At 71.2% G+C, this 12,770-nt stretch carries 15 protein-coding genes and 4 tRNA genes; 12 read left to right on the forward strand and 7 right to left on the reverse strand.

The window, feature by feature from the left end; genetic code table 11:
• Window positions 1-117: 117 nt before the first annotated feature.
• Window positions 118-663, forward strand: coding sequence for a MarR family winged helix-turn-helix transcriptional regulator (locus LUM46_RS01235; protein ID WP_274991760.1), 546 nt, complete (start codon window positions 118-120; stop codon window positions 661-663).
• A 16-nt stretch (window positions 664-679) separates the two neighbouring features.
• On the opposite strand, the gene msrB is transcribed toward LUM46_RS01235, so the two are convergent.
• Together msrB and LUM46_RS01245 are read right to left on the reverse strand one after the other, a co-directional pair.
• A complete protein-coding gene (gene msrB / locus LUM46_RS01240; protein WP_274991761.1) occupies window positions 680-1,078 on the reverse strand; it encodes a peptide-methionine (R)-S-oxide reductase MsrB in 399 nt (132 codons plus the stop codon).
• A gap of 146 nt (window positions 1,079-1,224) precedes the next feature.
• On the reverse strand, window positions 1,225-2,751 hold the full coding sequence (locus LUM46_RS01245; protein ID WP_274991762.1) for a DEAD/DEAH box helicase: 1,527 nt from the start codon (window positions 2,749-2,751) through the stop codon (window positions 1,225-1,227).
• 189 nt (window positions 2,752-2,940) lie between these two features.
• Here LUM46_RS01245 and LUM46_RS01250 point away from each other — a divergent pair, with 189 nt between their 5' ends.
• Window positions 2,941-3,708 carry a M50 family metallopeptidase gene (locus LUM46_RS01250; protein WP_274991763.1) on the forward strand — a complete coding sequence of 256 codons (768 nt, stop codon included), beginning with the start codon at window positions 2,941-2,943 and terminating at the stop codon, window positions 3,706-3,708.
• 137 nt (window positions 3,709-3,845) lie between these two features.
• Here the strand turns inward: LUM46_RS01250 and LUM46_RS01255 are convergent, their stop codons facing one another.
• The gene (locus LUM46_RS01255) at window positions 3,846-4,130 is read right to left on the reverse strand and encodes an iron-sulfur cluster biosynthesis family protein (protein WP_129782914.1); all 285 of its coding nucleotides are present in this window, start codon (window positions 4,128-4,130) and stop codon (window positions 3,846-3,848) included.
• 221 nt (window positions 4,131-4,351) lie between these two features.
• Between LUM46_RS01255 and LUM46_RS01260 the strand changes: the two genes are divergently transcribed.
• Window positions 4,352-4,424: transfer RNA gene (locus LUM46_RS01260), tRNA-Lys, on the forward strand.
• A 155-nt stretch (window positions 4,425-4,579) separates the two neighbouring features.
• A complete protein-coding gene (locus tag LUM46_RS01265; RefSeq protein WP_274991765.1) occupies window positions 4,580-6,028 on the forward strand; it encodes an FAD-binding protein in 1,449 nt (482 codons plus the stop codon).
• On the opposite strand, the gene LUM46_RS01270 is transcribed toward LUM46_RS01265, so the two are convergent.
• The gene (locus LUM46_RS01270) at window positions 6,003-6,497 is read right to left on the reverse strand and encodes a hypothetical protein (RefSeq protein WP_274991767.1); all 495 of its coding nucleotides are present in this window, start codon (window positions 6,495-6,497) and stop codon (window positions 6,003-6,005) included. The genes LUM46_RS01265 and LUM46_RS01270 overlap by 26 nt on opposite strands.
• A gap of 190 nt (window positions 6,498-6,687) precedes the next feature.
• Between LUM46_RS01270 and LUM46_RS01275 the strand changes: the two genes are divergently transcribed.
• Complete coding sequence (locus LUM46_RS01275; protein WP_274991768.1) at window positions 6,688-7,539, forward strand: glycerophosphodiester phosphodiesterase; 852 nt, start codon at window positions 6,688-6,690, stop codon at window positions 7,537-7,539.
• Window positions 7,540-7,554: 15 nt separating this feature from the next.
• Here LUM46_RS01275 and LUM46_RS01280 read toward each other — a convergent pair whose 3' ends face one another.
• Entirely contained in the window at window positions 7,555-8,166 is a 612-nt protein-coding gene (locus tag LUM46_RS01280; RefSeq protein ID WP_274991769.1) for an antibiotic biosynthesis monooxygenase, read from the reverse strand.
• A gap of 417 nt (window positions 8,167-8,583) precedes the next feature.
• On the opposite strand from LUM46_RS01280, the gene LUM46_RS01285 reads away from it, so the two are divergent.
• Window positions 8,584-9,975, forward strand: coding sequence for a M15 family metallopeptidase (locus LUM46_RS01285; RefSeq protein WP_274991771.1), 1,392 nt, complete (start codon window positions 8,584-8,586; stop codon window positions 9,973-9,975).
• A gap of 63 nt (window positions 9,976-10,038) precedes the next feature.
• On the opposite strand, the gene LUM46_RS01290 is transcribed toward LUM46_RS01285, so the two are convergent.
• Window positions 10,039-10,383: a metallopeptidase family protein gene (locus LUM46_RS01290; protein WP_274992060.1), complete on the reverse strand. Its 345-nt coding sequence runs from the start codon at window positions 10,381-10,383 to the stop codon at window positions 10,039-10,041.
• Between the two features lie 100 nt (window positions 10,384-10,483).
• Between LUM46_RS01290 and LUM46_RS01295 the strand changes: the two genes are divergently transcribed.
• The 3 genes from LUM46_RS01295 (at window position 10,484) to LUM46_RS01305 (ending at window position 10,899) form a co-directional block, all read left to right on the forward strand.
• Window positions 10,484-10,556: transfer RNA gene (locus LUM46_RS01295), tRNA-Glu, on the forward strand.
• 145 nt (window positions 10,557-10,701) lie between these two features.
• A tRNA-Asp gene (locus LUM46_RS01300) sits at window positions 10,702-10,775 on the forward strand.
• 51 nt (window positions 10,776-10,826) lie between these two features.
• A tRNA-Phe gene (locus tag LUM46_RS01305) sits at window positions 10,827-10,899 on the forward strand.
• A 90-nt stretch (window positions 10,900-10,989) separates the two neighbouring features.
• On the opposite strand, the gene LUM46_RS01310 is transcribed toward LUM46_RS01305, so the two are convergent.
• Window positions 10,990-11,232, reverse strand: a complete 243-nt coding sequence (locus LUM46_RS01310) for a hypothetical protein (protein WP_274991772.1) — start codon at window positions 11,230-11,232, stop codon at window positions 10,990-10,992.
• A 64-nt stretch (window positions 11,233-11,296) separates the two neighbouring features.
• On the opposite strand from LUM46_RS01310, the gene LUM46_RS01315 reads away from it, so the two are divergent.
• The 3 genes from LUM46_RS01315 to LUM46_RS01325 all read left to right on the forward strand — a co-directional run bounded on the left by LUM46_RS01315 (window position 11,297) and on the right by LUM46_RS01325 (window position 12,741).
• On the forward strand, window positions 11,297-11,671 hold the full coding sequence (locus tag LUM46_RS01315) for a hypothetical protein (protein ID WP_274991773.1): 375 nt from the start codon (window positions 11,297-11,299) through the stop codon (window positions 11,669-11,671).
• Between the two features lie 297 nt (window positions 11,672-11,968).
• Window positions 11,969-12,421, forward strand: a complete 453-nt coding sequence (locus tag LUM46_RS01320) for a phage holin family protein (RefSeq protein ID WP_274991774.1) — start codon at window positions 11,969-11,971, stop codon at window positions 12,419-12,421.
• Window positions 12,418-12,741, forward strand: a complete 324-nt coding sequence (locus LUM46_RS01325) for a DUF3618 domain-containing protein (protein WP_274991775.1) — start codon at window positions 12,418-12,420, stop codon at window positions 12,739-12,741. Before LUM46_RS01320 ends, LUM46_RS01325 begins: the two co-directional genes overlap by 4 nt.
• Window positions 12,742-12,770 lie beyond the last annotated feature (29 nt).

A 12,770-nucleotide genomic window follows, 5' to 3' on the forward strand; every position in this document is an offset into this window, starting at 1 on the left:
GATCGTTGCGCCCTCCACGGGCGGGTAGTCGCAACGATCCCGCTCACAACCAGGTCCCCCGGGGGAATTCGCGCCCACGGGCTGTGATCCGAGGGCTTGACGCGTCATCATGGGCGCATGCTCTCGCGTACAGACAGGTCCGGAACGGACGCGTCCGACGACCAGGTCGCCGCCGGCAACGATGCCGGCGACACGGTCGGTGACGACGGAGCCGCCCCCGCGCCGTTCGAGGGTCTGGAGCGGGAGATCCGGCTGCTGATCCGCCGCGCGCAGTCCTCCGGCGCCTCGATCGCCCGCCGGGTTCATCCTGAGCTCGACGCCAGCGCGTACCCGCTCCTCGCGCACATCTCGGAGCGGCCCGGCGCGCGGGGCTCGGACCTCGCCACCTTCTTCGGTGTCGGACGTGCCACCGTGTCGCGGCAGCTCAGCCGTCTGGTGGAGCTCGGCCTCGTCGAACGCACCGTCGACCCGGAGGACAGCCGCGGACAGCGCATCACCCTGACGCCCGACGGCGCTGCCCGCCTCGACCGCGCGCGCTCCAGCCGGGTCGCCATGCTGGAGGGAGCGCTGGCCACCTGGGAGACCGAAGAGGTCGCACAGCTGGCCAGCCTCCTCAACCGCTACTCGACGGACATCGTGGCGTGGAAGCAGAGCGGTCGCTGAACCGTCCTGCCGACCGTCAGCTCTCCTCGAACGTGAGGCTCACCGAGTTCATGCAGAACCGGTCGCCGGTCGGGGTCTGCGGCGCGTCCTCGAAGACGTGCCCCAGGTGGGAGCCGCACGTGGCGCAGCGCACCTCGGTGCGCACCATGCCGAGGGAACGGTCCTCGATCAGCTCGACGGAGTCACCCGCGAGCGGGCTGTAGAACGACGGCCAGCCGCAGTGCGAGTCGAACTTGGTGTCCGACCGGAACAGCTCGGCGTCACACGCGCGACACCGGTAGACGCCGGTGCGCTTCTCGTCGAGCAGCTCGCCCGTCCACGCCCGTTCGGTGCCTGCCTGTCGCAGTACCGCGTATTCCTCGGACGAGAGCTCCTTGCGCCACTCCTCGTCCGACTTCGAGACCTTGTACGTCATGTCGACACCTCCGCGCATACCAACCTACCTCCGGCCCGCGGTGTTCCCGCGTGCGCCCGGGCGCACGTGAGCCCCTGAACCCTCACGGGTCCGGGGGCTCACGCTGCTGCTCCGAGCCGGTGCTCCGAGCCGGTGCTACGAGGCGGTCAGCTCGCGGCCGAGGCGTTGGTGCTGCCCGCGCCGCGGCCACGGCCGCCGCGACGACGACGAGGCGCGCCCGCGCCGTCCGTCCTCGGGAAGTGGTCGGCAGCGGTGCGTCCGCCGCCCGACGCCGGGCGACCGCCGCCGCGCTGGCCGGTCGTCTGGCCGGCGCCCTGGCTGCGCGCCTGGCCCTGACGGCCGCCGCCCTGCCCGGCACCCTGACCGGCGCCCTGACCACGGGTCTGGCCCGTGCCCTGGGCTCCGGAGCGCGAGCGTCCGCCCTGCTTGCGCGGCTGGCCCTGGCGACCCTGCTGCTGCGGGGCGGGCTCCACGTACTCCACGAACGGCGCGACCTCGCCGACCAGGCTGGTCACCGTCGCGTCGCCGGGACGGACGTCCTGGGGGCGAGCGGTGATCTTCGCCTTGCGGGTCAGGTCACGCACGTCGCCGCGCTCCTCGGGCAGCATGATGGTCACGACGTCGCCGCCGGAACCGGCACGCGCCGTCCGCCCCGAGCGGTGGAGGTACGCCTTGTGCTCGGCGGGCGGGTCCACGTGCACCACGAGCTCGACGTCGTCGACGTGGATGCCGCGCGCGGCGATGTCCGTCGCGACGAGCACCCGGACGTCGCCGGACGAGAACGCGGCGAGGTTGCGCTCGCGCGCCCCCTGGCCGAGGTTGCCGTGCAGGTCGACGGCGGGCACGCCCGCGGCGGTGAGCTGCTTGGCGAGCTTCTTGGCCTGGTGCTTGGTCCGCATGAACAGCACGCGCCGGCCGGTGCCCTGCGCGAGCTGGTGCACCACGTGCTTCTTCGCGTCCTTGTCGGTCACGGCGAGGATGTGGTGCGTCATCTGCGGCGGCGGGGCTGCGGCGTCGTCCACCGAGTGGGTGACCGGCTGGTGCAGGTAACGCTTCACGATGACGTCGACGCCGTTGTCCAGCGTCGCCGAGAACAGCAGGCGCTGGGTCCGCGAGGACGTGCGGTCGAGGATGCGCTTCACGCCGGGCAGGAACCCGAGGTCAGCCATGTGGTCGGCCTCGTCGAGCACGGTGATCTCGACGTCCTCGAGCGTGAGGTGCCGCTGGCCGAGCAGGTCCTCGAGCCGGCCGGGGCAGGCGATGACGATGTCGACACCGGCGCTCAGGGCGGTGACCTGGCGCGACTGCGCCACGCCCCCGAAGATCGTGGTGGTCTTCAGACCGAGTGCCTGCGCCAGCGGGGCGATCGACTCGTCGATCTGGTTCGCGAGCTCACGCGTGGGAGCCAGGATCAGTGCACGGGGGCGGCCCGCACCACGGCGCGGCTGCCCCGCCGCGACCGAACGGGCGCTGGACGTCGCGAGACGCGTCACGACCGGCAGCGCGAACGCGAGGGTCTTGCCCGAGCCGGTCCGGCCACGGCCGAGCACGTCGCGGCCGTTGAGGGAGTCCGGCAGCGACGCCGTCTGGATGGGGAACGGCGAAGTGATGCCGCGGTCTGTCAGAACGCGCAGAACGGGCGCGGGCAGACCGAGGTCGGCAAAGGTAGTCAAAGGAGATGGGCCTCTCGGGCTCGGTGGCAGCGCGGTTCGCGCCGGTGGTCCGCCGTGCTCACACCGGGCGGCGGGTTGCTAACCCGGGCCGGGGCCACGACGTCGGGCAGCTGAAGCCGCCCACGACCACCAACTATCTCATGTCCTGGTGACGGTGGCTGCGGCGCACGTCACGTTCGGTGTGGTTCTATGTGGCGCATGATTCCCGCAGCGACCAGCTCCGCCGGGCCGTTCGCCGCCATCGGCGACGTGCTCGGCACCATCTGGACCAACGCGGTCACCCCCGTGGACCCGCCGTCGAACGTGATGGTGCTCGGCATGTGCGCGATCGCCCTGGTCGTCGTCCTGTTCCGGCCCTTGTGGCACGTGACGCGACACGTCATCACCATCGCCCACGAGGCGTCGCACGGCCTCGCCGCCCTGTTCACGGGCCGCAAGCTCGAGGGCATCCGGCTGCACTCCGACACCTCCGGCCTCACCGTCTCCCGCGGCAAGCCCCGCGGTCCGGGCATGGTCATCACGGCGTTCGCCGGCTACGTGGGGCCGGGCATCATCGGCCTCGGTGCCGCGTGGCTGCTCAAGCTCGGCTACGCCGTCGGGCTGCTGTGGCTGCTCGTGGCACTCCTCGCGCTGCTGCTCCTGCAGATCCGCAACTGGTTCGGGCTCTGGTCGATCCTCGTCAGCGGCACCGCGCTCGTATTCGTCACCTGGTTCCTGGAGCCCACGGTGCAGAGCGCCGTCGCCTACGCCGTGACGTGGTTCCTCCTGCTCGGCGCGGTACGCCCGGTGTTCGAGCTGCAGATCCAGCGCTCCCGCGGCCGCGCCCGGACGTCCGACGCTGACATGCTCGCGCGCCTGACCGGTGTCGCCGGCCTGTTCTGGGTGTCGATGTTCCTGCTGGTCACGCTGGGTGCGCTGGCGCTCGGCGGGGCATGGATCCTCGGCGTCGCGCTCTAGGCGTCCGCCGCCGGACGGAACCGCTCCGAGGCCAGTGACAGGCCTCAGAACGACGACGAGCCCCTGTGCGGCTGCCTGGCCGGCAGCCGCGCAGGGGCTCGTCGATCACATCGGCACCCGGTCAAGGGCGCCGGGAGTCACGCCTTGGGCGTGAGCACGAAACCTGGGCCCTCGGCACCGGGGTCGGTGTCCAGGGTCAGCGTCTCCAGGGCAGGAGCGGCCTGAGCCTCGACGAACACGTTGGTGGCACCCGAGGCGTCGACGACCTGGTCGTCAGGCTGGGGGGCCGGAACCAGCGCGAGCTCGAAGTTGCCGGGCTGGCCGGACGCCTGCGCGATGCGCAGCCCGCCCTCGACCGGCACTCCAGCCTGCTGAGCGAGGTCCTGGACGGCCGTACGGGCATTGTCGGTCACGGTGAGCACGTTGAGCTCCTCACATTGGTTCTCCGCGGTCCCGACCACCGAACCAAGCCCACTCCCTCACCGCAAGCGTGAGACGCATTTAGCCCGATATCTCCCGGTGGGTGAGACAGCACATGACAGCCGCGAGCAGAGGCCGTACCGTGCCCCGCCGGGCGGCTCGACGCCGTCGGCGCACCTGACCGGTAGGCTTTCTACTCGCGCCACCCGGATCCCGGGCGCGCGGGCCTCTAGCTCAACTGGCAGAGCAGCGGACTTTTAATCCGCGGGTTCCGGGTTCGATCCCCGGGGGGCCCACCGTGACAGCGTCGTCATCAGCCCGTTCATCCTGACCCGGACCCTCGCGGTGGAGGCCACAGCCGGGCCACACCACACAGACATCCACGGAACGCGCACCACTGTGCGCTACGCGACCGGTACCGTGGACGCCCACCCGAGGCTGAGGGGCTCACATGACACAGCTCGACCGCCGCACATTCCTGGCAAGCGCCGCCGTCGTCGCGTTCGATCCGGTGACGTCGCACTGGCTCACCAGCTACCCGGAGAACGCCGGGGCGGTCCGGATCCCTCACCTCGACGGCGAGCTCGTCACGGACGACGCCTCCCTCACGGAGGCGGCCACCGACTACGGGCACCTGGTCCACAACCGCCCGCGGGCGGTGCTGCGGCCGGGCTCCGTGAACGACGTCGTCGCGGTGGTGCGGTTCGCGAACGAGTACGGCCTCACGGTCGCGGTGCGCGGGCAGGGTCACTCGACGTTCGGCCAGGCGCAGGCCGACTGCGGCGTCGTCATCGACTCCCGCACCCTCGCCACCATCCACTCGATCGCACCGGACCGGGCAGTGGTCGACACCGGGGTGCAGTGGCTCGACCTGGTCCGCACCGCCCTGGCGGACGGCGTCGCGCCCCCCGTCACCACGGACTACCTCGGCCTGTCGGTGGGCGGCACGCTGAGCGCCGGCGGCATCGGCGGCGCCTCCCAGCACCACGGGCTGATCGTCGACAACACGATCGAGCTCGAGGTGGTCACGGGTGAGGGCCATCTCGTGACCTGCTCCGCCGACCACGAGCGCGACCTGTTCGAGGCGGTGCTCGGCGGGCTCGGCCAGTTCGCCGTCATCGTGCGCGCGACGGTCCGGCTCGAGGCGGCCCCGGCCATGGCTCGCGTCTACACGCTGACCTATCCGCAGGTCACCGACCTGACGGCGGCCCAGCGCACGGCCCTGGCCGACGGCCGCTTCGACTACCTGGAGGGCCAGCTCGTCCCCACCGACGACGACGGTTTCGCGTTCGTCCTGGAGGGCGGGGCGTGGTTCACGAGCGAGCTGCCCGACGACGACGCCCTGGTGGCCGGCCTCGCGCCTTCCGGGATCGACGTCGTGGACCTGCCGTTCTTCGACTGGCTGAACCGCATCTACGAGACCGTCGAGCAGGTCGAGGCGCTCCGCCTGCCCTGCCCCTGGATCAACGTGTTCGTCCCCGACACGGCGGTCGACCAGATCGCCACGGAACTCCTCACCACGCTCACCCCGGCCGACGCCGGCGGCGTCGCCCTGCTCTACCCGACCAACCGGTCACTGGTCTCACGCCCCCAGGTGATGGTCCCCGAGGGCCCGGTGTTCTTCCTGCTCGCGCTGCTGCGCGCGGTGAGCCCGCCCGACGACGCGGAGGCGGAGCGCCTCATCGCCGAGAACGACGCGCTGTACGCCAAGGTCCGAGCCGTCGGCGGCACCAACTACCCGGTGAACGCCCTGCACCTGAGCCCGGCCGACTGGCGCGCCCACTACGGCGACCGCTGGCCCGCGGTGCGCAAGGCCAAGGACCGCTACGACCCCCGCCGCGTGCTCACGCCCGGCCAGGGCATCTTCGAGGAAGTCAGCAGAGCTTCTCGTACTCCTTGAGGCCGGCGACGGTCGAGGCGATGTCGAGCTCGACCTGCCCGCCGTCCGCCAGGTCGAGCGCTTCCTGCAGCTGCAGGAACGGCACCCGGATCTTCTCGAGCGGGCCCTGGAACTCCTCGGGCACACGCGGCTCGAGCCGCCCGAGCTCCATCGCCATCGCATGCATCTGGTCGGCCGACGTGCCGTCGAGCCCGTCGCTCGCTCCCACGAGCGCCGTACCGATGCGCTCCTCGAGCGTCTTGCCGCCGTCGACGTACATCGCGGCGCACGCCTGGTTCGCGTCCAGCGGCGCGTCCGGGTCAGGCCGCGAAGAGGGCGCGGCGCTCACGCTGCTCGACGGCGACGCGCTCGCTCCGGCGTCGGCCTCGCCGTCCGCCGAGCAGCCGGCGAGCAGGACGAGAGCGGCCACGGCTACGAGGGCCCCGCGGGCACGGAAGCCGGCCGAGGCGGGGGTGACAGGTCGGACCATGGCGCACATGAAACCACCCGGCGCTGAGAATCCGCGCATCCGGTGGGTTTCGCCCGGGTGGCCGACACGGCGCCCTCGGGGCCGGGCGGTGAACTGTCCCGGAACACTCCCGGAATTCGCACGGCGCCCACTGGGAAGCCGCGCGAGGTCGGCCTAGCGTGGTGAGTGAACCGCAGACCCGGAGGTCAGCATGGCCGTCGCCAGTCCCGCAGTCATCGCCCACCGCGGATACTCCGCGGTAGCGCCGCAGAACACGCTCGCCGCGGTCGAGGCCGCGTGCCGCGCGGGCGCGGACGCCGTCGAGGTCGATCTCCAGCCCACCGCCGACGGCGTGGGCGCCGTGATCCACGACGAGACCGTCGACGCCACCACCGACGGCACCGGCAAGGTCTCGGCCCTGACCTCGGACGAGGTGCTCGGGCTGGACGCCGGCTCACGCTTCTCTCCCGCGTTCACCGGCCAGCGTGTGCCGAGCCTCGCCGACGTGCTGGGCGTGCTGGCCCGCCACCCGGGCACGGACCTGCTGCTCGAGCTCAAGGGCTCGTGGAGCACGGCGCAGGTCGAACGGGTCACCGCCACGATCGCCGCCGCGGGGTTTGACGACCGGGTGCTCGTGCAGAGCTTCTGGCCGGGCACGGTCGCCACCGTGCGCGACGTCGCGCCCCACCTGCCGGGCGGCCTGCTCGTCTCGTTCGACCCACCCGGGCTGCTGCGGCTCTGCGAGCGGCTCCGGGTCGTCGCCTGCAACCCCTCGGTCGCGGCGGTGGCGAACAGTCCACGGCTGGTGTCCCGGCTGCACGCCGCCGGCCTGCGGGTCATGTCCTGGACGGCGAACGACCCGGCCGCGTGGACCACTCTCGTCGACACCGACGAGGGCGCCGGCGTCGACGCCGTCATCACCGACCGTCCGGAGCGGCTCGCGGGCTGGCTCGCCGGGCGGACCGACCGCCCGGCGGTCGGGTCCGCCCCGGGCCGTGGCGGGATCCGGCTGCGGCGGCCCCGGCGCGCACCGGCTCCTCGCGTGGTCGCCACCCGGGTGTGACCCGCGCCGCGTGGGCTACGCCCGGTGCAACCAGCCGTGCAGGCGGCGGGTCACCCAGGGGAGCACCCAGTACGCCATGATCGGCGTCAGGACCAGGGTGGAGATCAGCACCTTGAGCACGAGCGCCACGTCGTCCCACCCGGGCACCAGGTAGGCGAACAGAGCGGTGAAGAGCAGGTTCACCGGGAAGAACCCGAGCCAGATGCTCGTCGCCTGCTTCCACCGGGGCGGCACGACGGCGGCGGCGACGTCGTCCGGCTCGTCCATCCGCGTCGGGTCGTCGAACCAGCCCTCGATGCCCGTCCGCTGCTGGTAGCGCAGCTCCTCGACGAGGCCGGTGCCCTGCGCCAGCCAGTCACGGCGCTCGGCGGACTGCTCCCAGGCCGCGAGCCGGTCGGCGTCGGCGAAGCGGTAGAGCATGTGCCAGTCGCGGGATCCCTCGGCGGCGCGGATCCAGCCCGAGCCGAGAAAGCCGGGCCAGCGGTTGGCGAGGTTGACGCCCGCCTGCACCCAGCGGGTGACCTCGGGAACGTGGTCGGGGTTGACGATGCGGTGGATGGACACGGTGACGGGTTGTCCGGCAGGGGTGGGCACGGACCCGTTCGCGGCCTGTTCGTGATGGGCCATGCCCGAAGTCTCACGCATGGTCCTGCGCCCATCAATGTGAGCGCGCACACCCCGGGTTGTCGCCTCTTCACGCCGGCACCACCATCTGCGCTCAGTTTTTGTGAGGCACGCCTCCATGGAGGGGGTTACATAACTCTTGGACGGTCGTTCAGCATTGAATGTCGCCGCATGGAACCAACCCCCTGGGCCTTCTGGCCCGGTTCCACGCGGCGACCGCCATGACCGCCGCGACTGCTGTCGCGCCCCGTGGCCCGACAGCAGTCGGCGCACTCGTCACCGTCCGTCAGAGGGATCAGTCCCTCACGGTGCCGCCGTGCCCCCGCCGCAGAAACGGAAGCTCAGCGTGCCCCAGACGCCGAACCCCGTCGCGCCCCGTACGGCGCGCTTTGTCCTTGTCCTCGAGCGTCAGGTGTGTCCTTGACCTCCGGCGACCACGCTCTCGTCCCCCGCCGCACGCGGCGGCCGGGCACACGGGGGGCGCATGCCGCCGTCATCGAACGCTCACCTCATCCTCTGGTCCGCCGCTCGTCCCTCGCGATAGCCGCCGCACTCACCTCCGTGGCGCTGACCGCCACAGCGGCGGTCAGCCTGACCGGGAACGACGGCGCCTCCGCGAGCACCCCCGCAGCGACCGAGCGGGGCACAGCGCCGAACGCCATGGCTCTCGGCGGCATGACGGACGCCGACCCCGCAGTGCGGGCCGCCGCAGCGAAGGCGAACGCCGTCCTGACCGACGCGGACTACATGACCCGTGAGGGCGACCTCGGCGGCAAGGAGCGCAAGCGGCTCGGTGCGGCCGCCCAGAAGCTGCGGTCCACGCTGGAACAGGCTCGTGACGCGTCCGGCACGACCATCGCCGGTGTGCGGCAGGCTCCTGCCGCATCCCGGGACGGCGCGCGCGCCCCGCTCGCCGAGCGGGCGGCGGACAGCTCCGCCCGTGACGCGGTCGCGAAGGAGACCACCGAGGCCGACCCGGGGGCCGCGGCCACCGCGCCGACCAACCTGGCCGGCGCCGTCACCGGGGTCACCCCGGTCAGCGAGCAGGCGGCCACCGAGCTCCCGATCCTCGAGACCCCGCTCGCGGACGCGGTCGACATGACCGCCGACGCGCAGGGTCCCAGCTCCGAGGCAGCCACCGAGACGTCCGCCGCCGCGGCGTCGCCATCGGCCGCCTCCATCGAGAAGGCGACGACGTCGCTCCAGCGGCTCCTCACCCGGGCCGACGGCGACGCGGTCGTGTCCGTCAAGGCGGGTCCGACGCCCGAGGAGATCAAGGCGGCGAAGAAGGCCGCCGTGAAGGCACGCGAGGCCCGTGCGGCTCGCGCCGCCGAACGTGCCGCCGTCGAGGCACGGGAGAAGGCCGCTGCCCGCGTCGCCGAGGCGAAAGAGATGACCCGGGCCGCGAAGCGCTATGGCAACGGCGAGATCCCGTCGGACGTGCTCTGCGGTCTGAGCTGGGCGGGCGGCGAGCAGCTGCGGTGCGATGCAGCCGCAGAGCTCGAGACCCTGAACGGCGCCTTCCGGGCGGCCTTCGGCCGGAACCTCGACGTGACCGACGGGTACCGCTCCTACGCGGAGCAGCTGGCAGTCGCCGCCAGCAAGGGCGGCCTCGCGGCCGTGCCCGGCACCTCCAACCATGGTTGGGGCCAGGCAGTCGACCTGTCCGGCGGCGTCCAGTCGTTCGGCACGGCCGAGCACGCCTGGATGGTCGCCCACGCCGGGAAGTACGGCTGGAAGCTGCCCACCTGGGCCCAGGCGGGCGGCAGCAAGCCTGAGGCCTGGCACTGGGAGTACCGCACCTCGTACTGAGGTGCATGGCCCCCGTGGGCTGGAGCCGGCCCTGCGAAGCACCGCTTCGCAGGGCCGGCTTCATCATGCCCAGCCGAGCTCGTGCAGCCGTTCGTCGTCGATCCCGAAGTGGTGGGCGATCTCGTGGACCACGGTCACGGCCACCTCCTCGACGACGTCCTCGCGCGTCTCGCAGAACGCGAGCGTCGGGTTGCGGAAGATCGTGATGCGGTCCGGCAGGGCGCCCGCGGCCCACATGTGGTCCCGCTCCGTGAGCGGCACCCCCTCGTAGAGCCCGAGCAGCTCTGGATCCTCGGCGGGGGCGTCGTCCTCGACGAGCACCACCACGTTGTCCATCTGCGCCGCGAGGTCCGGCGGAACGAGGTCCAGCCCCTCGCTGACCGCCGTCTCGAAGTCCTCTCGCGTCATCTCCACCACGCACCCATCATCCCTGACCGGGGTCGGTTCGGGACCACTTCGTGGACTGTGCAGCGGGGCCGCCGAGCGAATGTAGACTTGCCAGGTCCCAGCCCCCATCGTCTAGCGGCCTAGGACCCCGCCCTTTCACGGCGGTAGCACGGGTTCGAATCCCGTTGGGGGTACGAAGGGGCTCGTCAGAGCTTTGTTTCGGCAGTTGTGAGGCAGGTCATCCAGCCGGAGTCCGAATCTGATTTCAGATTCGGGCCCGGGATGGGTTAGGGTTCTCACGGTTCGGAACGAGCCCCCCGGATGCGGGTTAGCGTCCAAGGCCCTGTAGCGCAGCTGGTTAGCGCGCCGCCCTGTCACGGCGGAGGTCGCGGGTTCAAGTCCCGTCAGGGTCGCGCGAGAGGCGCCCGGGTTGTCGATCTCGACTATCCGGGCGTTCGCGCTAGGGCTCTGTAGCTCAGTTGGTAGAGCGTTCGACTGAAAATCGAAAGGTCACCGGATCGACGCCGGTCGGAGCCACAGCCAAGAACCCCCGGAACCACACGGTTCCGGGGGTTCTGCGTTTCTCCGGATGACCCCCAAGACGACCTGGTCACCGAATGAGTGAGCTCAGTCGTCGTGTCGTTTCCGGATCGCAGCGCCGACACCTGCCATCACCGTCGCCAGCACCGCCACGATCATGGCCACCGTCAGGATCGCTGCGTCGTCCGGGAGCATCGGGCAGCCAGCAGGGACGTCGTCGTCCGGGCAGGTGCGCCAGGGCTGCAGGACGTAGATGAACGACACCACCGCTCCCCCCACAGCAAGCGTCGAACCGCCGATGAGCAACGCCAACGACGCTCGTGTCCTCATCCGGCGAGAGTAGAGCAGCGCGAGGCTCGTCGTCGCAGCGCGCGCCCGGCTAGGCTCTCGAACCGTGGGAGACGCGAACGCGAACGGCCATGACACCACCGACACGCTCCGCGCAGTCCTGCTCGCGCTCGAGCTCGTCGCCGCTGCCGGGATCGCCGTCTGGGCGCTCGTGAACATCTGGGCCCTCGCCTACCCACCCGAACCAGGAACGGCGTGCGCGCTGGTCTACCCCCCTCCGCCTGGTTGTTCACCGCAAGCCCGCTTCACCCCTGCGTTCCTCTCCGCGATCGTCATCTCGCTGAGCTACAGCGCAGTGACCGCCCTCGTGCTGACCGTCGGTCGACGCAATGCCTTCGTGGCCGTGTGGGCGCTCGGCGGCCTGCTCCTCGTCACCGTCCTCGCGGTCCAGCTCGTCACCTGGGGCGGCGTGCCAGGCTGAGCTGTCGTGGCCCGCTGGAGATCATGGCCATGTCCTTTCGTCGCAGGAACCGCACAGGAATCGGTCGAGATCGCTCGCACGCTGATGTTCACGCCCCGAAGCCGCGCTTCCCAGTAGCCGTGAACATCGTCCTCAGACGACTCCAAGGCAATTCCTTCCAGTAAATGCCCATTCGAGCGTGGTTCCCTTCATCTCTTTTCTTCGAAGCCACGCCGCGCCAGGAATTGCCCCATGCCCACTTGGCCTGTTGAGTTGTCCTCAGCGGCGCAGGCCGAAATCGGCGGCACGGGAGGGCAGATGATCGAGGACGTGAAGATCGACAGCCACACGGGGGCAGCAGGTGGCACCCCGGCAGGCACGCCGGAGCCCGAGAAGCCCACATCACTGGGGAAGCTCGTCGAACAGATCTCCGAGCAGGCGTCTCGGCTCGTGCGGGCGGAGATCGCGCTCGCCAAGGCGGAACTTGCCGAGAAGGCGAAGAAGTCCGGCATCGGCATCGGACTGCTGGTCTTCGCTCTCCTGATCCTGGTCTACGCGGTCGGAGTACTGCTCCTGGCCGCCGTGTTCGGCCTGGGGACCGTCTGGCCGCTCTGGCTGTCAGCGCTCACCATAGGCGGCTTCATGCTGCTCGTGATCGCCGTCCTCGCTCTGGCCGGTGTGCAGCTGCTGAAGAAGGGCACCGCCAAGCCCGAGAGCGTCCAGCGGGTCAAGGACGACGTCGCGTCGATCAAGGAGGGGATGCACCGATGAGCACACCGACACCGCCGCCGAGCAGCCAGGAGCTCGAGGCCGAGGTTGTCCGCACCCGTGCGGATCTCGCCGCAGCCATCGACGAGCTGACGACCCGCCTGAGCCCGAGCTATCAGGCCTCCCGTATCGCGCGCGAGGCCAAGCAGGCCGCGAGCGACGCCGGCGCGATGGCCACCGGTGCGTTCGGCAACAAGAATGGCCCGGCGCAAGATCCGCGCCGGGCCCGCAACGCCAAGGTTCTGATAGGAGCCACGCTCGGTCTAGTGGTCCTCGGCACGGCAGTTGCCGTGACCGCTGTACTCAGGCGCGCGCGGGGCTGAGCTGGGGGGCAGCACCCGGCGCGCCTTCG

Origin of the sequence: Promicromonospora iranensis (genome assembly GCF_028994805.1) — a bacterium.
In the GTDB taxonomy this organism is placed as follows: Bacteria; Actinomycetota; Actinomycetes; order Actinomycetales; family Cellulomonadaceae; genus Promicromonospora; species Promicromonospora iranensis.

Bases quoted from the DNA above. Each gene is read 5' to 3' on its own strand.
- LUM46_RS01280 (WP_274991769.1), bottom strand. From the start codon at position 8,166: ATGGCCCATCACGAACAGGCCGCGAACGGGTCCGTGCCCACCCCTGCC.
- msrB (WP_274991761.1), bottom strand. From the start codon at position 1,078: ATGACGTACAAGGTCTCGAAGTCGGACGAGGAGTGGCGCAAGGAGCTC.
- LUM46_RS01270 (WP_274991767.1), bottom strand. From the start codon at position 6,497: ATGGTCCGACCTGTCACCCCCGCCTCGGCCGGCTTCCGTGCCCGCGGG.
- LUM46_RS01265 (WP_274991765.1), top strand. From the start codon at position 4,580: ATGACACAGCTCGACCGCCGCACATTCCTGGCAAGCGCCGCCGTCGTC.
- LUM46_RS01275 (WP_274991768.1), top strand. From the start codon at position 6,688: ATGGCCGTCGCCAGTCCCGCAGTCATCGCCCACCGCGGATACTCCGCG.
- LUM46_RS01235 (WP_274991760.1), top strand. From the start codon at position 118: ATGCTCTCGCGTACAGACAGGTCCGGAACGGACGCGTCCGACGACCAG.
- LUM46_RS01290 (WP_274992060.1), bottom strand. From the start codon at position 10,383: ATGACGCGAGAGGACTTCGAGACGGCGGTCAGCGAGGGGCTGGACCTC.
- LUM46_RS01250 (WP_274991763.1), top strand. From the start codon at position 2,941: ATGTGGCGCATGATTCCCGCAGCGACCAGCTCCGCCGGGCCGTTCGCC.
- LUM46_RS01325 (WP_274991775.1), top strand. From the start codon at position 12,418: ATGAGCACACCGACACCGCCGCCGAGCAGCCAGGAGCTCGAGGCCGAG.
- LUM46_RS01320 (WP_274991774.1), top strand. From the start codon at position 11,969: ATGATCGAGGACGTGAAGATCGACAGCCACACGGGGGCAGCAGGTGGC.
- LUM46_RS01310 (WP_274991772.1), bottom strand. From the start codon at position 11,232: ATGAGGACACGAGCGTCGTTGGCGTTGCTCATCGGCGGTTCGACGCTT.